This is a genomic window from Paralcaligenes sp. KSB-10 (assembly GCF_021266465.1).
In the GTDB taxonomy this organism is placed as follows: Bacteria; Pseudomonadota; Gammaproteobacteria; order Burkholderiales; family Burkholderiaceae_B.
The window spans coordinates 1,024,095-1,042,351 of the sequence record NZ_CP089848.1 but is presented as its reverse complement, the minus strand read 5'-3'; the positions used below and the strand labels follow the sequence as shown (position 1 = coordinate 1,042,351).

Genomic DNA, 18,257 nt, shown 5'->3' with positions numbered 1-18,257 from the left:
TAATAATTTGTATGGCGCGGGTTAACTTAACATGAAATCAGCGGTGCTGAGCAGGCCGGGGTGGAACGCCTGCTCATGCCATCAAGAAAAATATAGGTCCAGCGCATTCGCGCCATACACCTGGCGGCGCGCGGATTCGTCTGGAATCGCTTGGGCGAGCCAGTCTATGGCACGACGGTAGTCGGTGTCTTTTTCGCCACCCACGAAGGGACAGTCGCTGGCCCATACCATTTTGTCGTAGCCGACCCGGCGGCACAGTTCGCGCGCGCAGTCCAGGGCGTTGGCGCCCAGCCGGTACGCGCCCGACAGCTTGACCCAGGTGCGCCCCTTCTCGACCGACTGCACCATGGCGCGAAAGCCGTCGCTGTCGATGCCTTTGACGTGATCGGGCCTGCCGATGTGATCGATGACGATTTTCACCCCCGAGCGTTCCAGATAGGGCAGGACCAGGGGCAGGCGCGGCCCGTCGATGTGCACGTGCACGTGCCAGTCCAGATCCGCCAGGCGGCGCAGGAACTTGCGGTAATTCCAGCTGTCCAGATCGGGCAACTGCGGCATGCTGATGAAGGGCAGACGTACGCCGACGATGCCGTCGCGGTCCATCTGATCGAGCACCGCGCGCTCGATGGATGGCTCGGCGATGATGGTTCCGCGCAGACGCGGGTTGCCGCGCACCGAATCGATGACGTAATCGTTGTAGTCGCCCCATGGGCTGGCGGCAGCGATGACGGCATAGCGCACGCCGTGTTGGTCCATCACCTGAGTCAACTGCTCCACCGTAAAGCTGTAGGTCGGGCTATGCCGCGGATTTGGAATCAATGGCATGTCTTGCTTGAAGACATGCACATGGGTGTCGACCAGCAACCCTTCCTTGGGATGCATAGTTGTAGTCGTCATGCAAAACTCCTGTGCTGTGTGATTCATTGACGTTTGATGCCTGCCTGCTTGATGACGGCGGCCCATTTGTCGGTATCGCTCTGCAGCCGGGTGGCCATCTCCGCAGGCGTGCTGCCCGCCGCTTCGGTACCCAGTTCCTGAAAGCGCCGTTTGACATCCGGCATCTGCAGTACTTCGTTCAGTTGGTGGTTCAGTAACTTCACCACTTCGGGCGGCACGCCGGCCGGCGCGAATATGGCATTCCAGCCCGTCACTTCGTAAGGTATGCCGCTTTCGCGTACTGTGGGCACCTTGGGCAGCCAGGATGAGCGTTGCCCACCTGTCGCGGCGATCGGGAGGATCCGGCCGGCATCGATGAAACCCTTGACGGCGGCATAGGACTCGAACGCCACGTCCACGTCGCCGCGTATCAATGCCGAGATGACATCCGAGGTGGTCTTGAAGGGCACAATGGTGGCATTGAGCTTGGTGGTGGACTTGAACAACTCCGCCGACAGATTCTGGGTGCTGCCGGGGTTGATCGTTCCAAACACAAGCGGGCGTTTTTTGGCCTGCGCCAGGACATCCGCCAGGGAGTGCAAGGGTCCTTTCGCACTGGTCACCAGGATCAGATCGAAATAGGCCATGGTGGAGACCGGCGTGAAGTCTTTGGCGGGATCGTAGGGCAGCTTGAACAGCGATCTGCTGATTGCGGTGCCATTGGCGAACACGATCAGCGTGTAGCCGTCGCGGGGTGCCTTGAGTGCGGCCACCGCGGCCAGAATGCCCCCGGCGCCAGGACGGTTTTCGATGATGACCTTGTCGCCGAAGCGGTCTCCCAGTTTCTTCCCCACCAGGCGCATGGAGATGTCAGCCAGGCCGCCGGGGCCGAACGGGACGATGACGTGGATGGGCTGGTCGGGATAGCCGGCCGCCTGGGCGGCGGGGGCCATTGCGAGCACTGCGGCCAGCGCAAGCAGCCAATGGCCTGCTTTCCGGATACCATACGGCAATGTTCGCATCATGGCACGAATCATGTCAGTCTCCTTGTTGTTATGTATTGCGGCGCATACCGGCGGACATTCGCCTGGCGGACAAGACCAATACAGTCTAGGCATACCTGCGCCGCGGCACAAATGAATTGTTTGGCGCGATTTATTCGTGTCGTTCATCCCGGCGGCTTCGGCTATGATGCAGACAACGCCACCTGATGGCCGTCCTGCCGTCCGCTTGCATGAACGAAACGCTCCTCACTGCCGTGCAATGGCATAAACTACGCGCATTTTCCGCCGTTGCCGAACACGGCAGCGTGCACCGCGCGGCGCGCGCCATCCATTTATCCCAGCCCGCGGTCTCGCGAGCGGTGCAGCAGACAGAGGTCGCGCTGGGTGCGGCGCTGTTCGATCGCACCACCAAGGGTATGGTGCTGACGACCGCGGGGCGCTATGTGCAGTTTCGCGTGGGACGAGCCCTGAACGAATTGCGTGTTGCCGTATCGGCCATCGCCGTCCGTATACCGGATGCGTGCGGCGTGCAGCAGCGGCGCCGCGGGCTGGTGGAGGTAGTGAATGAACGCATGCTGGCATCGTTGGTCGCCGTCTGGCGCGGCGGCAACGAGCGTGTTGCCGCGGATTTCGCCGGCTTGTCGGTGCCGGCGCTGCAGCGCAATTTGCGGCAATTGGAACAACTGGCCTGTGCGCCTCTTGTGACCCGCTCCGGTGGCGCCGCCCGCTTGACCGACGCGGGTGAAATTCTGTTGCGGCATGCTCAACTTGCCTTGGCGGAAATCCGCGTGGCGCGGGAAGAGCTGGCGTCGATGCAAGGGCGTCTGGCGGGGCGGTTGGTCGTGGGCGCTTTGCCCTTGTCCAGTGGGCATCTGGTGCCCGGGGCGGTGGATCGTACGCTGCGCGCCCATCCGGACTTGCATATCAGCATCATCGATGGCACTTACGAGACGCTCAGTCATGGGCTGCGCTGCGCCGAGGTCAACGTCATCGTGGGTGCGCTGCGCGCTGCCGAGAACGAGCCGTATGTGATCCACGAGACGCTGTTCACGGATTCACTGAACGTGGTGGCGCGTGTCGGACATCCGGTGTTCCGCCGTGGCGCGCTGCGGGGACTGCGCGATCTGATTGGCGAGACATGGCTGATGCCGCTTTCGGGCACGCCGTCGCATGCCGCGTTCGAACGCGCTTTTCGCGCCGATGGCGTAGAGCCGCCCGCCGCCAGGCTGCAAGGCAATAGCCCGGCAATCGTACGCAGCCTGCTGTTGTCCAGCGACCGGCTGGCTCTGTTGTCCGTACGCCAGGTACAGCACGAACTGCAGCAAGGCATCCTGAAGGTGGTGCCCGTCGATGTCCGGCATACCGAGCGCCGTATCGGCCTGGCAACGCTGCGCGACAGTGTGCCGTCGCCGGGCATGACTGTCTTGCTGGGCGCCCTGCGCGACCTGTCGGGCACGGCGCGGGGCGAGGCTGATCAATATTGCAACGCAGCATCACAAAACGCATCACTTTCCCTTTGAAACGCATTTGCCATGCACGCGTGTTGGCGGGATGCTAGAAAGGATGTTCCTCTGGCCATCCCATGGCCTACATTTCCGGAGTTCCAATGGTCAATTTCCCGTCTTCCGCCGGCAAGAGTGCTGGCCTGGTCGTCAGCGCTCATTCCGCCGATTTCGTCTGGCGTGCCGCGGGCAGCATCGCCTTGCACGTCAAGCAGGGCTTGCGCATGAAGATCGTCTGCCTGTCGTTCGGCGAGCGCGGCGAGTCCGCCAAGCTCTGGCGCAAAGGCGGCATGACCATCGAGAAGGTCAAGGCCGGCCGCCGTGACGAGGCGCAACAGGCGGCCGATATTCTCGGCGCGGAAATTGAGTTCTTCGACCTGGGCGACTACCCGCTGCGCGTGCCCGACGAGGCTCTGTTCCGGCTGGCCGATGTCTATCGCGAATTGCAGCCCGCGTTCGTGCTGAGTCATTCGGTGCGCGACCCCTACAATTTTGACCACCCGCTGGCCATGCACGTAGCGCAGGAAGCGCGCATCATCGCCCAGGCCGAGGGTTACAATCCGGGCGAAAAAATCATTGGCGCACCTTCCGTCTATGCTTTCGAGCCGCATCAGACCGAGCAATGCGGCTGGGTACCCGATACTTTCCTGGACATCACTGAAGTATGGGATGTGAAGCGGCGCGCCATCGAAGCCATGGCGGGGCAGGAACATCTCTGGGAGTACTACACGCGGGTCGCGCAGCAGCGCGGCGTGCAGGCCAAGCGCAATATCGGCATCGCGGCGGCCCGTAATATCCAGTATGCCGAGGCCTATATGAAACTGACTCCTACTGTTCTGGAATCGATGGCATGACGGCCATACCCTGCATCCTGATGCGTGGCGGTACGTCCAAAGGGGCTTATTTTCTGCGCGGCGACTTGCCTCGGGATCCCGCCGTGCGTGACCAAGTGCTGCTGCGCGTCATGGGTTCGCCCGATTCACGGCAGATCGATGGCCTGGGCGGTGCCGATCCGCTGACCAGCAAGGTAGCGATCGTCAACGTATCCGAGCGTGCCGATGCTGATGTCGACTATCTTTTCGCACAAGTCCTGGTTGACGAGGCGAGGGTGGATTACGGACAGAATTGCGGCAATATCCTTGCCGGAGTCGGCCCCTTCGCTATCGAGCGCGGGCTGGTGCCGGTGACGGGTGAGCGGACTCGCGTGGCGATCCATATGGTGAATACGGGGCAGATCGCCGTCGCCGAGGTCAGCACCCCGGGCGGAGAAGTGTGCTACGACGGCGACGCGCGCATCGATGGCGTGCCCGGTGCCGCCGCCGCGGTGCCGATCGAATTTCGCGATACCGCCGGTTCCACGTGCGGCGCACTGCTGCCCACGGGCAGGGTGCTGGACGAAGTCGACGGCGTGGCGCTCACCTGCATCGACAACGGCATGCCGCTGGTCCTGATGCGGGCGGAGGATTTCGGCATTTCGGGCTACGAGAGCCGCGAAGCGTTGGAGGCCGACGTTGCGCTGGCCGCGCGCATTGAGGCCATTCGCCTGAAAGCCGGGCCCATGATGAACCTGGGCGACGTCAGCCGGCGCACCGTGCCCAAAATGTGCCTGATTGCGCCGCCGCGTAACGGCGGCGCGGTCTGCACGCGTACCTGGATACCACACCGTGTGCATGCCTCGATCGGTGTGTTGGGCGCAGTCAGCGTCGCCAGCGCCGTGGTGCTGCCGGGGTCGGTTGCGCAAGGCGTTGCGCTTATCCCGGGCGGACTCAGGCGCCGCCTCGCCATCGAGCATCCCACCGGCGAATTCAGCGTCGAATTGTCCAAGGAGCGCGAAGACGAGCCGGAAGAATCCGCCCGCGCCGCGCTGCTGCGCACCGCCCGCTTGCTCATGGATGGCCGGGCGCATGTCCCGGCCTCGGTCTGGGCTCCCTGACCTAGGCTTGCCGCCGCGGAAAGGACGCCCACGGCCCGGCGTCTTGCAAACGCCGGTTTATTGCGGTGTGTCCGCGGGCAGGCCCGCGCGCAGTTCCTGCACCAGCAGTTCGCGCAGGGCCTGGGCCTGCCCGGACAGCACGACCCCTTTGCGTGTCAGCACAGCCAGCTTGCGGGTGACATAAGGCTGCAGCAATGGTCGGGTCACCACGCCGTCGATGGCCGCCGCGGCAAGGCAGGGAACCACTGTCAAGCCTAGGCCTTCCCGCACGAAATTCAGTGCCACTGCCGTATGCTGGGTCTCGTAGGCCCAGCGCAGTCGCAAGCGCCGTTCGCCCAGCGCATCGTCGATGGTGGAGCTGTTGCCCGCGGGCAAGCTGATGCGCACCAGCACCTCGCCCATCAACTGGTCCCAACGCACGCTTTGCAAGCGCGCCAGCGGGTGCCCGGCCGGGCATGCCAGCACGAAGGGCTCGTCGGCGAATGGCTCCACCGCCAGGCCGTAGCGGTTGGGTGCCGCGAGGGAAATACCGAAGGCCGTGGTCTCGGTCTGGATCAGCTCGGCGATTTCCTGGATGGAATTGTCGAATACGCGCACGGCAATATTCGGATGCAGTTCGCCGAAGCGCCGCAGCGCCGGCGCGATGCGGTATGCGGCCATAGTGGGCAGGCAGCCGAATGCCAGCCATTGCGGCGCGTTGCGGCTGTGCTGGCGCAGTACATCATAGGACAGTTCGAACTCGCGCATCGCCCCGCGTACGCACGGCAGCAGCGCGCGGCCGGCATCCGTCAATGTGACCTCCCGGGTCGTGCGCGCCAGCAGCGCCACGCCCAGGCTGGTTTCCAATTTGCGAATCCGGTGGCTGACGGCGGTTTGGGACAAGTTCAGATGGGAGGCTGCCTGCTGGAAGCCGCCGTGTTCCACAATTGCCAGGAAGGCTTGCATGCCTAGAAAGTCGATTTGCATGCGACATTCTAGGCCGTACCCGCGCCGGCTAGCAACCGGTCGCGGCCATGGTGCCGGCCGTAGGCCGAAGCAGGAAATCCGGGCTTGGGCAAAGGTGCGGATCGGTTGAAAAAAACATTATTCGACCAGAACTTTGCCCTTGGTCTCGGGCAGGAAAAGCGTCGACAGCAGAACGACGACGTAAGCGCCTCCGCCGAACAGGCCGATGGCAAGCGCCAGGCCGGTAGATTGGCTCAGGTAGCCGACAAGACTGGGAAACAAAGCCCCGATGCCGCGCCCGAAATTGTAGGCGAAGCCTTGCCCATTGGCCCGGATGCGTGACGGGAAAAGCTCCGTCAGATAGGCGCCGATGCCACTGAAAATGCCCGAGGCGGCAAAGCCTAGCGGAAAGCCCAGGAACAGCATTTGTTCATCGCTTAACGGCAATACGGTATACAGATAGATGCTCAGGCACGACAGCAATGAAAAGAAAACCAGATTGGCTTTGCGGCCGAACCTGTCGGTGAAATAGGCACCCGCGATATAGCCGCAGAACGAACCCAGAATAATGACCAGCAGGTATCCGCCGGTGTTCATGACCGACAAATGGCGTTCTACCTTGAGGTAGGTGGGCAACCACGTGGTGACCGCGTAATAGCCACCCTGGGCGCCTGTGCACAGGATGGCGGCGGGAATGGTTGTCTTGATGATGTCCGGAGAAAAAATCGCCCAGGGGCTGACTTTGTCGGTGTTGCTTTCAAGTTTCTTTTTGAAGATTTCCGGTTCGGGCACGTGTTTGCGAATATACAGAACAAGCAGCGCCGGCAGGGCGCCCACCCAGAAGAGCGTGCGCCAGGCCCATTCGATCGGCAATATCGAAAATGCCACGGTATATAGCAGTGCCGCGATACCCCACCCGATAGCCCAACCGCTCTGGACGGTGCCGACGGCTTTTCCGCGGTGCTCGGCGCGAATGATTTCGCCCATCAGCACCGAGCCCACGGCCCATTCTCCGCCGAACCCCAGGCCCTGCAGCGCGCGGAGCACAAAAAACTGTTCGAAGTTTTGGGAAAATCCGGTAAGAACTGTGCAGATCGAGAACCAGAGAATGGTAATTTGCAGGATTTTCACACGGCCGTATCGATCGGCGAGAATGCCGGCTCCCCAGCCTCCGATGGCGGAGAAGAGCAGCGTAACGGTTCCGAGCAGACCCGCCTCGCCTTTGTTGATACCCCAAAGCTGCATGATCGCCGCAATGACGAACGTGAAAATCATGAAATCGAGCGCGTCGATCGCCCATCCTCCGAAGGCGGCGATAAAAGTCTTTTTCTCTTTCTGATTCAGTTCTTTGTACCAGCGCATGACATGACTCCTTGTTTGTTTGGGGGCTATTCGAAATCGTAGAGCTTTGCCGGGTTGTCGACCAGGATGCGGTTTCTCTCTTTGCTATCGGGCGCCCAAAGGGCGAGCTGGTTGCGCAGGCGTCCTGTGTTGGGCATTCTGGGTATGGCGACATGGGGCCAATCGCTGCCCCACACCATTTGATCCGGCGCGGTTTTTATCAGTTCGCGAGCCCACGGCACGACATCTTTATAGTCCTGGAAGTCGTCGCTGATCCGATAGGCTCCGGACAGCTTCACCCACCAGCCGCGATCGCGGACCAGGCTTTGCAATGCTTCAAAACCTGGGTGCAATGTGCCCAGCGATACCGGCATGTGGCCCATGTGATCGACTACGCCAATCACCGGCAGCTTTTTCATTTTCGGCATCAAGTCCGGTAATTGACGGGCATCCATCAGGAACTGGATATGCCAGCCCATGTCGGCAATCCGGTGCGCCAGGCCTTCCATCGCGTCAAAGCCGGTGCCTCCTCCGAACAGGACGTTGATGCGCAAGCCCCGCACTCCCGCTTCGTGCATGTCGCGCAATTCTTTGTCGGTGACATCGGCGCGGACGACCGCCACGCCTCTTAGCCGTTTCGGATTGCGTTTCAGGACATCGAGCATGTATCGGTTGTCCGAGCCGTACACGCTGATTTGCACCAATACGCCTCGATCCATTCCTGTCGCATCGAGCATGGCCAGGTATTTTTCTTCGGGCGCCGCCGGCGGGGTATAGCTCCGGTTCGAAACCATGGGGTATGCGTCGCTGGCCGATATCACATGCGCGTGTGTATCGCAGGCTCCGGCGGGAATATCGAATGTCGATTCATCGACCTCGGGGAGCGGGCCAAGGCAATAGTCGCTATTGGGTTTTACCGGCGCGAGGCTCATATGCTTTCTTTCTCCTGTTAAGTCAAGACAAATACTCCACCCCGGCGCCCTGAAAATCAAGGCCGGGTTGCTGATTGTTTCAAGTAGCGGGCCGGCGCGCGGCCTGTGAAGGCCACACGAATCTGGCTCTTCGCATCAGGAATTGCCTTCCAGCAGGCACGCCGCGTCTTTGTCGGTCAGCTTGTTTTTCTGCAGCCAGGCTTTGGTTTCGGCGGCCCCGGAATCCTTGAGTGCCTGATTGATCGAGGCCGACGGCTGCGTGTTCAATGTCATCTTGTGCTCGCTCATGCGGCTATAGTTTGCCTGGATGCGTTTTTCAACCCCGGCCCAGGATGCGTCGGCAACTTCTTGAGCCGCCTTGTCCAGCACGGATTGCTGCTCTTTGCTCAAGCTGTTCCATGTGGCGTTGTTGATAATCGTATAGCTGAGCGGAATTGAATAGTTCACCGCGGTGAAGTAGGGCAGAAGATCCCATAGTTTTCGGCCGGCGCCGCCATCGCCCGAAGTAAGAACCGCGTTCAGATCGCCCGCTTTGAGTTTCTCCGCCAGCGCGGAGTACGGAAGATTCACGCTTTGCGCGCCCAGACGCTCAAACACCGACTTGCTGGTTTCATCGTAAGTACGGATCTTCAGCGCCTGTAAATCTGTTTTGGTGGCCAGCGGTTTGGTGGACCAGATGCCCGATGGCGGCCATGGCGTCACATAGAGCAATCTGGCATCGAGTTTCTTCAGCCTGTCTTCCAGTACCGGTTTTGCACAGGTAAACAAGGATTTGGCCTGCTGGAAATCCTTGGCGGCAAAAGGCAACGACGAAAGTAAAAACAGGGAGTCTCGCGCTCCCAGGATGCCGCCGAACAGTGTGCCCATTTGTACTTTGTTCTGGCTGACTGCATCCACCTGGCCGGCGCCTTTATAGGGATCGTTCTTTTCCTGCAGTGTCTCTACCTTGATTTTTCCATTCGACAGCTTGTCGACCGAGGCGGCGAAATCCAGATCGGCCGCGGCCGTGATGGAGGTTGCCGGATATTCATTGATGAGTTTCAGTGTGGTGGTCTGTGCATATCCCTGCGGACAAAAGGCGATCAAAGAAAATGCCGAACCGATGATCAGATACCTGGATTTAATGACCCTCATTTCCGTCTCCTTGGATGCTCCCTGGGATTTTCCTTTTAACATGGGCGACATAAACTGCGGCGACTTATTTTGCCGCAAAATTGCGGTGCTACGTTACTATTTGCTTCAAGGGCTAATGGATATACAGGAGATCGACATGGACCCCTTCATGCTTGCCGCGATCAACGAGGCGCAGCAGGGCCTGGCCGAGGGCGGCATTCCGATCGGCTCGGTGATTGTGCATCGGGGCCGCATCATAGGCCGTGGCCACAACCGGCGGGTGCAGCAGGGCAGCGCCATTTTGCACGGCGAGATGGACGCCTTCGAGAATGCCGGGCGCCAGCCTGCCAGTGTGTACCGGGAATCGGTGCTCTATACCACGCTTTCGCCTTGCGCGATGTGCAGCGGCGCCATCCTGCTTTACAAGATTCCTAAAGTGATCGTAGGCGAAAATCGTAGCTTCATGGGCGAAGAGGCCATGCTGCGCTCACGCGCCGTGCAGGTGGATGTGTTGCAGGACGAAACCTGCATTGCGTTGATGCGCGATTTCATTGCGGCCAAGCCTTCTTTGTGGAACGAAGACATCGGCACCTGAGCGACACAGTGTGTGGGCGCCGCGCACCGCGCCTTGCGTTTATGGCGTGGCTTCCGCCGCCGATGCCGCCGGTGGACGGGACTGTTCAAGCGCGTCTGGCGGTGTGGGGAAATGGATGCCCGCGCGCTGCGCGGCCCGCACAATATGACGCTCCATCGCCAGCCCGGCTGCCTGGCCGTTGCGCCGCCGCAGGCCTTCCAGGATTTCCAGGTGCTCGATATACGTGGAGTGCGCCAGCTCGCGCTGGTAGAAGGGCAGGCGCTGGCTTTCCATCACAATTTCCGTACTGCCGCGCAGGATGTCTGCAATGGCGCCGTTGCCTGCCATGCTGACTATGTGCAAATGGAAAGCGAAATCGAGTTGTGCCGCTTCATCGAAATCGCCATTGAGCAGAGCCGTGTGCATGGCTTCGACGTTATCGGATAGCCAGTCGATTTCATCCTGGCTCGATGCCAAGGCCGCGAGGCGGGTTGAAAACCCTTCAAGCGCGTAGCGCAATTGATAGGTATCGGCCAGTGAAATCTGATCGGCAAAGCGCCACGCAACGCCAACCCGCTGAGGCGCATCGGATACATAAACGCCTTTGCCCGGACGGATCACCACCAGGCCCAGCGCCTCGAGCGTCGACAAGGCTTCGCGCAGCGACGCCCGGCTGATGCTCAGTTCCTCCGCCAACTGGCGTTGCGACGGCAGCATCGCCCCGGCCGGATACACCTGCCGTTCGATCCGCTCGCGGATGGTCGTAATCGTTGTGTTGGTTACGGTATGCGGCATGTTTTTCATGTTGATCACCTGTTGGCCGGTTCCGGTCCCATTGTACGACGGCTTTCAAGCCCTGGTCTGACCAGTGTATGCCTATAGAGGCCAGCCAATCCTAGGGATATCCCGAGTAGAAAACTCCTTGACCGATACATACTCAATTCTTTATATTCTGTATAACACATCTGGTCAGACCGGTATGATGTGTATAAATACATTCAGGAGACACGCTATGCCTCGGTTCTTAAATTCGCTATTCGGACGTGTTGTGATTGGGCTGCTTATCGGCATTGTCGTCGGTGTGCTTTTTCCTCATTTCGGTGAAAGCCTGCGTCCGTTCGGCGACGGTTTTCTCAAATTGATCAAGATGATCATTGCCCCCATCGTATTTTGTGTGGTGGTCAGCGGCATGGCCAGCGCCGGCGACTTGAAGAAAGTCGGCCGCGTTGGTGTCAAGGCGATTGTCTACTTTGAAGTCATTACCACGTTTGCCTTGCTGATCGGCGCCGCGCTGGCCTATCTGATTCATCCGGGCACCGGCATGAATATCGACATCCACACGCTGGATGCATCGGCCATGACCGCCTACACCGAGCATGCCAAGAGCCTGAAGGACACGGCCGGGTTCCTCCTCAAGATCATCCCCGACACGGTGTTCGATGCATTCGCCCGAGGCGATATCCTGCAGGTACTGGTGTTTGCCGTGCTGTTCGGTGCGGCCCTGTCGATGATGGGCGAAAAGGGCAAGCCTGTTGCCCGGCTCGTCGACGGTCTGGCGCAAGTGTTTTTCTCCATCATGGGCTTTATTATCAAGCTGGCCCCGCTGGGAGTCCTGGGCGCCGTGGCGTTTACCACGGGCAAGTACGGTGCGGCCTCGCTCCAGCAACTCGGCTTGCTGGTGCTGGTGTTTTATGCGTCATGCATCGTGTTCGTGGTGGTCGTGATGGGCATCGTCATGCGGCTCGCGGGCTTCAATATTTTCAAGTTCATCAAGTATTTCCGCGAAGAGCTGTCCATCGTGCTGGGCACGGCTTCGTCCGACGCGGTGCTGCCGCAAATCATGCGCAAGCTCGAGTGGATGGGCGTCAAGGATTCCACTGTGGGCCTGGTGATTCCCACCGGCTATTCGTTCAATCTCGACGGCTTTTCGATTTACCTGACGCTGGCGGTCATATTCATTGCCCAGGCGACCAATACGCCTTTGTCGATCCATGACCTGGCTTTGATCATACTGGTGTCGCTGCTTACCTCGAAAGGCGCCCACGGCATCCCGGGTTCGGCCATCGTGATTCTTGCCGCAACCCTGACGGCGATCCCCGCCATTCCGCTGCTTGGGCTGGTGCTGATCCTGCCGGTCGATTGGTTCATTGGAATTGCCCGTGCATTGACCAATATGATCGGCAACTGCGTGGCGACCGTGGTCGTGGCTTCCTGGGAAAAGGATATCGACTGCGCCCGTGCGCATCGCGTGCTCAACGGCGAACAGCCGTTCGAGCCCGCCGCGGCGCCTGACCCGACCGGCGCAATCGACCATGGCATTACGCACCTGGCCCCTAAAACCGCTTAACCCCTGCTTAACGGAAGAATAGGCATGTCACTCGTATCTGTAGATCCCAACGCGCCGGACTTTGTGCGGCAGTACACGAACCTGGCCGATCCCCGGCTGGGGGCCCAGGCCCTGTTTGCCACCGATGAGTTCTTTGCGCCGGCCGAGCGTATGCTCAACCCCGATCCGGCGGTGTTCATTGTCGGCAAATACGACGATCACGGCAAATGGATGGATGGCTGGGAAACCCGCCGCAAGCGCGTCAGCGGCTACGACTATTGCATCGTCAAGCTGGCTCGCCCGGGAGTAATCCGCGGGGTGGACCTGGATACAAGCCACTTCACCGGCAATTTTCCGCCGGCGGCCTCGCTCGATGCCTGCCACAGCCCCGAAGGCGATCCAGGCGAACTCACTGTGTGGCGCAATGTCCTGCCTGCGACCAGCCTCCAGGGCAACAGCCATCACTATCATGCGATTGAGGCGGAACAAGCGTTTACTCATGTGCGAGTCAATCTGTACCCGGATGGCGGGCTGGCGCGATTGCGTGTCTACGGGTCGCCGCAGTGCGACTGGGAGCAGCGCGGCGCCCAGGAGCAGATCGACCTGATTGCCATGGAAAACGGCGGTTGTGTCATAGGCGCCAACAACCAGCACTTCGGTGCGGCTTCAAACATGTTGATGCCGGGGCGGGGGGGGAACATGGGCGATGGCTGGGAGACCCGCCGGCGGCGGGAACCGGGCAACGACTGGTGCATTATCGCGCTGGCGCATCCCGGCGAGATCGACAAGATCGAGGTCGACACGGCTTTTTTCAAAGGCAATTATCCTGACCGTTGTTCCGTGCAGGCCGCGTATGTGACGGGAGGTACGGCCGAGTCGCTGGTGACGCAATCGATGTTCTGGCCGGTGTTGTTGCCTGAGCAGACGTTGGTGATGGACCAGCAGCATTATTTTGCGGAGCAGATCGCGCGGCTGGGGCCGATCAGCCACATTCGCTTCAATATTATTCCGGATGGGGGCGTGTCGCGCCTGCGCGTGTGGGGACGGCTGGCAAAATAGGGTACCCATGAAAAGAATAGCCTGCGGCGCCGCAAGCGTAGAATCACTGTATCTTGTTTCGCGAACATTTCTATCAGTTTAAGGAAAATACCATGCGCACTCTGATTATCGAGAAGCTTACGCGCGAATCGTTCGAACCGTTCGGCGATGTCGTGCAAACGGAAGGCGCAAAGCACTTCATGATCAACGATGGCACCACCGAACGCTTTCACGATCTGGCCAGGGTCGAGACGGATGGCGGGCGCACGCTGATCAATCTGTTTCGCAGCCAGCCGCGGCAACTGCCATTTACAGTCACCATGCTGGAGCGCCATCCGCTGGGCAGCCAGGCCTTCATTCCATTGACAGGCACTCCATATCTGATCGTGGCTGCGCCTGCCGGAAAGCTGGATCCAAGCCAGGTACGGGCGTTTGTGTCGGACGGCTGGCAAGGGGTGAATTATGCTCCGGGCGTATGGCATCATCCACTGATGGCGCTGGAACGCGTGAGCGAATTCATTGTGGTCGATCGCGGCGGCGATGGGCACAATTGCGACGAGCAGGTTTTGGCCGAGCCGCTTTGGCTTATGCAAGAAGCGCTTGAAGAAGCCAGGGCGGAAGCCCGCGTCTGATTCGAGGCGAAGCTGTTCAGCCAATCGCCAATGGGCAGGCCCAGGCCTTTTTTACCAAGCTTCAGGCGGCCGCTGGCTTGCGGGTTGTACGGACGGCTCGTTTACGTGCCGGTTTAGCCGGGGCTTCCTGGGGCGCGCCGGCAACGGGCGCCTGAACGGCAGCCCGCCCTTCGCCTGCTTTCTGCCTGCCGCGTCGGCGTGTTTCCGGTTTATCGACGACAGCGCTGCGGTAAACATAAGCGCCTGATTTTTCGTCGCGGCCCACCTCGAACAGGCCGTGCGCCTGCGCCTCTTCTAGCAGATTGCCAAAGGCGCGAAAACCGTAGTACGACTCGTTGAAATCGGGCTTGCGGCGCTTGATTGCCTGTTTAAGCGTCGATGCCCATATCTTGCCGCTGTCTCCGCGTTCGGACAGCAGGGCATCGAAGGTATCGACCGCTATTTTGATTGCCGTATTTTTCAGGCCCTGCGATTCGTCCTTGCCGAGTTTTTCGCCGTCTATCGAGGGCTTGGACCCATGTTGGGTTTCTTCGGTTTCGCGCCCTTTGACCGTACCTCGATTTGCGCGTACCAGGTCATCGTAAAAGATGAATTCGTCGCAGTTGGCAACCAATAGATCGGACGTCGATTGCTTGACACCCACACCGATTACTTGTTTGGCGTTTTCACGCAGCTTGGAGACCAGCGGCGAAAAATCGGAGTCGCCGCTGATGATGACAAAGGTATTGACGTGTGCTTTTGTATAGCAAAGGTCCAGGGCGTCGACCACCATGCGGATATCGGCCGAATTCTTCCCGGACTGGCGGACATGGGGAATTTCAATCAGTTCGAAATTGGCTTCATGCATTGTTGCCTTGAAATTCTTGTAACGGTCCCAATCGCAGTAGGCTTTCTTGACGACGATGCTGCCTTTCAAAAGCAGGCGCTCCAGCACCGGCTTGATGTCGAACTGCTCGTGGCTGGCGTCGCGCACGCCAAGCGCCACGTTTTCAAAGTCGCAGAACAGCGCCATGCTAATGTTTTCAGGGTTGTGAGCCATATTGTTCGCCTGCGCAATGAAGGGTTGGAGGAAGTCAGGTGCAGCCGGTACTGGAATAATCAGTGAGTTTCGTATTCGCTAAAGGGCGCCAAACGCTCGACCAGCGCCGCACAGGCGAGGTCCACCGTGTGATCGATGCCGACGGACCTTCCCGTATTCGGGTCGCGTCCACTCAACCAGCTTTTATAGGTGGCAAGCGACGTACCCAGGGCCTTCGCCGCCTGGGCCTGGGTAAAGTCCATATGTGCCTGCCAGCGGCGCAAGTCGTCAGGTGTCATATCCACGCCATGATTTGCTGTAATTGATTCGAAATGGGTGCGCGGGCTATCGCGTCCCGAAAGTTAAGCGATTGCCGCGCCAAAACCAGTGCTTGTGTCATGTTTCGTTGACCTTATGATAAAGGCGATTGTGGTTTCACTCCACTTTTACTGATTTTTGTGATTTCTTACAGCCAAAGGCTTTGACGCAAGCTAAATTCATGGCGTAGCGATGTGTCGTGCATCTTGTGCAACTCTTTTTGTATTTTCCCTTGGAGAAAATAATGTTCAAGCGCAAGATGGTAATGGTGATCGGCGTCCTTTTGGCTAGTCCGAGCCTGGCTACCTTTGCTGGCGGCGGTGTTGGCGCCGCAGACAGAGCAAGTACGTCAGGACTGCCACATCAGTAAATCGCGGCGCTCCGCAGGTTGAGATAATTTCCAATATCCTGCAATTGCGGCCAAGATAATTAGTAACTGCCCACACCATGTGTATCATGCCGAAAAGGGAGTCTGTTTTGTAATTGATGAACCCATAGGGTTCTGAAATGACGTTGAGCCGTTTCGTTTACAATGCTGACTCCATATCGGTTTCTGTTACATTTAATTCTCGACTATGTTGATCCAGCAGGGAGCTGCGCGCAGCAGCTACAAAGATCGGCGCCTGGCCTGCACTCTGGCGGCCGTTGCTGGGGCATTGAACACTGCGGCCTTTCAGGCCGTCGGTTTTTTTTCCGCCAATATGACCGGCAATGTGTCGGCTCTGTCCGATCGTGCAGCGCTCGGTCAGTGGCGGACAGGCGTGTTCTATCTGGTTATCGTGCTTGCCTTCATTTTAGGTTCTTCGGTGTCGACCGTGCTGATCAATGCGGGCAGGCGGCGGCAGATAAATGGCATTTACGCGTTCAGTATTCTCACCGAAGCCATTCTGATGGCGCTGTTGGGCTACACGGATTTGCGGCTGGCAGCCGACTATAGCGGGCCGACGCTGATTCTTGGCTTGAGCTTCCTTATGGGCCTGCAGAATGCCGTAGTCACGCGTATCTCGAACGCCCGCGTCCGCACGACGCACGTATCAGGCATGTCCACGGACATCGGGATTGAACTGGGCATGTTGTTCGACATTATGCGTGGGCGTGAATCTCCTGCGCAGGCTGCCCGATACAAGACAAAACTTAGGCTGCATGCGGAAACTGTGGCCTCGTTTCTTGGGGGCGGCGTGGTGGGGGTCCTGGTGTATAAGACGATAGGTGGTTGGCTCCTGCTTGGGATAGCGGCGTGGTTGTTGGCGATAGCGCTTGCCGGCCTTTTGCAGGTGCGTAAGCTGCATAGTAATGAATTGTTGTCGCCAGGATCCAGCCCTGTGCCCCTGTCCGAATAATGCCAGCCCAAGGAACCTCTGAAATCAACGATATCAACTCATCGATGTCGGATTGATATTTTTAGAAAGGGGGTTGTCATGTTGAAAACGAAAACCTGTCTAGTTGTCGCTTCTGTTGCTGTCATGTCATGTTTTGCGCTTGACACGCAGGCGCGTGGCGGCGGCATGATGCCGCGGTTCAGTGCTTCAATAATGGGTAAATGATCAAGCCGATGACCGCTGCCGCCGCGACGATGGCCGGCTCTTGGAGTTTCTTGATTTTCCATAGCAGCGCAATCGTGAGAAGGGCAAGCAATGCGGTCGGAATATCGACGATCGAGCGTTTGGCGATCACGATCACCGACCCCGCGATGGCACCGATCGCGGCGGCCGTGATGCCGTCCACGAATGCGATGACGCCTGGCACTTTGCCGTATTTCTTGAAGTATGGCGCAGGGATTACCGTGAACAGGTAGCACGGCAGAAAGGTTGCGAGCGCTGCGACCGAGGCGCCAGGCAGCCCTGCCACGAGATAGCCGATGAAGCCAACGGTGATGACGACGGGCCCCGGCGTAATCATCGCTACCGCCACCGCGTCAACGAACTGCTTGTCGGTCAGCCAGTGATGTTGCGCCACCACACCGCCATACAGGAAAGGCACAATCGCCAGGCCGGAGCCGAATACGAAGGCGCCCGCTTCGGCGAAGAAGATTCCGATTTGTACCAATAGCGGAATATCCAGTGTGCTCAACATACTGCTGGCGATCGGCAACTGCGCCAACACACCTGCGTTCAAACCTCCTTTGTGCAAGCACCGCGGTGGCGCGCGCCGGAACCAAACCAATACACCTGCGGCGATGAAAAGCCACGCGATTTCGGATTCGGTAGCGATCGTAACGACGGCCAGCAATAGATAAATCGCCCATAGCAGCCTATCTTTACCCACGGTTTTTTTAGTGAGCTTTTTGGCACTCATCGCAATGATGCCGATCACCGCGGCGCCGACCCCGTAAAACACCGCCTGCATCCACGGCAAGCCGCCAAAGCGCAAATAGGCCCAGCCCAGCGCGACCACCATCAGAAAAGAAGGGATGACGAAGGCAATGCCCGCGAGTGTCGCGCCGAGCAGCCGGAAATGCACGAAGCCGAGATAAATACCCAATTGCGCCGCCAGCGGACCCGGCGCGAGCTGGGCCAGCGCCAGCCCTTCCTTGTAATCTTCTTGAGAAATCCACTGACGATCATCGACCAAGTCGCGGTGCATGTAGTCCACCAGGGCCACTGGGCCGCCGAACCCCCATGCGCCAAGCTTCAGAAAGTAGACAATGAGCTGCCACAGGGTGTAGGTTGGCTTTGGTACGATGCGTTCGGCGAGATTCATTTGTT

17 protein-coding genes and 1 pseudogene are annotated in these 18,257 nt (G+C 59.2%); 8 read left to right on the top strand and 10 right to left on the bottom strand.

The features are described from left to right. Window positions 1–81 precede the first annotated feature (81 nt). Both LSG25_RS04785 and LSG25_RS04780 read right to left on the bottom strand, forming a co-directional pair. Entirely contained in the window at window positions 82–897 is an 816-nt protein-coding gene (locus tag LSG25_RS04785; RefSeq protein WP_232743567.1) for an amidohydrolase, read from the bottom strand. A gap of 23 nt (window positions 898–920) precedes the next feature. Continuing rightward, window positions 921–1,913, bottom strand: coding sequence for a tripartite tricarboxylate transporter substrate binding protein (locus LSG25_RS04780; RefSeq protein WP_232743566.1), 993 nt, complete (start codon window positions 1,911–1,913; stop codon window positions 921–923). Window positions 1,914–2,110: 197 nt separating this feature from the next. Here LSG25_RS04780 and LSG25_RS04775 point away from each other — a divergent pair, with 197 nt between their 5' ends. The 3 genes from LSG25_RS04775 to LSG25_RS04765 all read left to right on the top strand — a co-directional run bounded on the left by LSG25_RS04775 (window position 2,111) and on the right by LSG25_RS04765 (window position 5,315). Continuing rightward, window positions 2,111–3,400: a LysR family transcriptional regulator gene (locus LSG25_RS04775; protein ID WP_232743565.1), complete on the top strand. Its 1,290-nt coding sequence runs from the start codon at window positions 2,111–2,113 to the stop codon at window positions 3,398–3,400. Window positions 3,401–3,462: 62 nt separating this feature from the next. Continuing rightward, complete coding sequence (locus LSG25_RS04770; protein WP_232743564.1) at window positions 3,463–4,236, top strand: PIG-L deacetylase family protein; 774 nt, start codon at window positions 3,463–3,465, stop codon at window positions 4,234–4,236. After that, window positions 4,233–5,315, top strand: coding sequence for a 4-oxalomesaconate tautomerase (locus tag LSG25_RS04765; protein ID WP_232743563.1), 1,083 nt, complete (start codon window positions 4,233–4,235; stop codon window positions 5,313–5,315). Before LSG25_RS04770 ends, LSG25_RS04765 begins: the two co-directional genes overlap by 4 nt. Window positions 5,316–5,372: 57 nt before the next feature. On the opposite strand, the gene LSG25_RS04760 is transcribed toward LSG25_RS04765, so the two are convergent. The 4 genes from LSG25_RS04760 to LSG25_RS04745 all read right to left on the bottom strand — a co-directional run bounded on the left by LSG25_RS04760 (window position 5,373) and on the right by LSG25_RS04745 (window position 9,667). After that, a complete protein-coding gene (locus LSG25_RS04760; protein WP_232743562.1) occupies window positions 5,373–6,281 on the bottom strand; it encodes a LysR family transcriptional regulator in 909 nt (302 codons plus the stop codon). 117 nt (window positions 6,282–6,398) lie between these two features. Then, on the bottom strand, window positions 6,399–7,622 hold the full coding sequence (locus LSG25_RS04755) for an MFS transporter (protein WP_232743561.1): 1,224 nt from the start codon (window positions 7,620–7,622) through the stop codon (window positions 6,399–6,401). A gap of 26 nt (window positions 7,623–7,648) precedes the next feature. Then, window positions 7,649–8,533 (bottom strand): amidohydrolase, encoded by an 885-nt coding sequence (locus LSG25_RS04750; RefSeq protein ID WP_232743560.1) that lies wholly within the window; start codon window positions 8,531–8,533, stop codon window positions 7,649–7,651. Between the two features lie 135 nt (window positions 8,534–8,668). Then, the gene (locus LSG25_RS04745; protein WP_232743559.1) at window positions 8,669–9,667 is read right to left on the bottom strand and encodes a TRAP transporter substrate-binding protein; all 999 of its coding nucleotides are present in this window, start codon (window positions 9,665–9,667) and stop codon (window positions 8,669–8,671) included. Window positions 9,668–9,803: 136 nt separating this feature from the next. Here LSG25_RS04745 and LSG25_RS04740 point away from each other — a divergent pair, with 136 nt between their 5' ends. Then, on the top strand, window positions 9,804–10,241 hold the full coding sequence (locus LSG25_RS04740; protein ID WP_232743558.1) for a nucleoside deaminase: 438 nt from the start codon (window positions 9,804–9,806) through the stop codon (window positions 10,239–10,241). A gap of 39 nt (window positions 10,242–10,280) precedes the next feature. Here LSG25_RS04740 and LSG25_RS04735 read toward each other — a convergent pair whose 3' ends face one another. Further along, window positions 10,281–11,024, bottom strand: a complete 744-nt coding sequence (locus LSG25_RS04735) for a FadR/GntR family transcriptional regulator (RefSeq protein WP_232743557.1) — start codon at window positions 11,022–11,024, stop codon at window positions 10,281–10,283. Window positions 11,025–11,232: 208 nt separating this feature from the next. Between LSG25_RS04735 and LSG25_RS04730 the strand changes: the two genes are divergently transcribed. From LSG25_RS04730 to LSG25_RS04720, 3 genes are all read left to right on the top strand, one after another. Beyond that, window positions 11,233–12,567, top strand: coding sequence for a C4-dicarboxylate transporter DctA (locus LSG25_RS04730; RefSeq protein WP_232743556.1), 1,335 nt, complete (start codon window positions 11,233–11,235; stop codon window positions 12,565–12,567). A gap of 24 nt (window positions 12,568–12,591) precedes the next feature. Beyond that, the gene (gene alc / locus LSG25_RS04725) at window positions 12,592–13,605 is read left to right on the top strand and encodes an allantoicase (protein WP_232743555.1); all 1,014 of its coding nucleotides are present in this window, start codon (window positions 12,592–12,594) and stop codon (window positions 13,603–13,605) included. 92 nt (window positions 13,606–13,697) lie between these two features. Then, the gene (locus LSG25_RS04720) at window positions 13,698–14,216 is read left to right on the top strand and encodes an ureidoglycolate lyase (protein WP_232743554.1); all 519 of its coding nucleotides are present in this window, start codon (window positions 13,698–13,700) and stop codon (window positions 14,214–14,216) included. A gap of 226 nt (window positions 14,217–14,442) precedes the next feature. Here LSG25_RS04720 and LSG25_RS04715 read toward each other — a convergent pair. Together LSG25_RS04715 and LSG25_RS04710 are read right to left on the bottom strand one after the other, a co-directional pair. Next, a pseudogene (locus tag LSG25_RS04715) lies at window positions 14,443–15,255 on the bottom strand (NYN domain-containing protein); the annotation flags it as partial. Between the two features lie 59 nt (window positions 15,256–15,314). After that, window positions 15,315–15,533: a DNA-binding transcriptional regulator gene (locus LSG25_RS04710; protein ID WP_232743553.1), complete on the bottom strand. Its 219-nt coding sequence runs from the start codon at window positions 15,531–15,533 to the stop codon at window positions 15,315–15,317. Window positions 15,534–16,127: 594 nt separating this feature from the next. Here LSG25_RS04710 and LSG25_RS04705 point away from each other — a divergent pair. After that, complete coding sequence (locus tag LSG25_RS04705) at window positions 16,128–16,892, top strand: YoaK family protein (RefSeq protein ID WP_232743552.1); 765 nt, start codon at window positions 16,128–16,130, stop codon at window positions 16,890–16,892. Between the two features lie 178 nt (window positions 16,893–17,070). Here LSG25_RS04705 and LSG25_RS04700 read toward each other — a convergent pair whose 3' ends face one another. Next, window positions 17,071–18,252: a chromate transporter gene (locus tag LSG25_RS04700; protein ID WP_232743551.1), complete on the bottom strand. Its 1,182-nt coding sequence runs from the start codon at window positions 18,250–18,252 to the stop codon at window positions 17,071–17,073. Window positions 18,253–18,257: the final 5 nt, after the last annotated feature.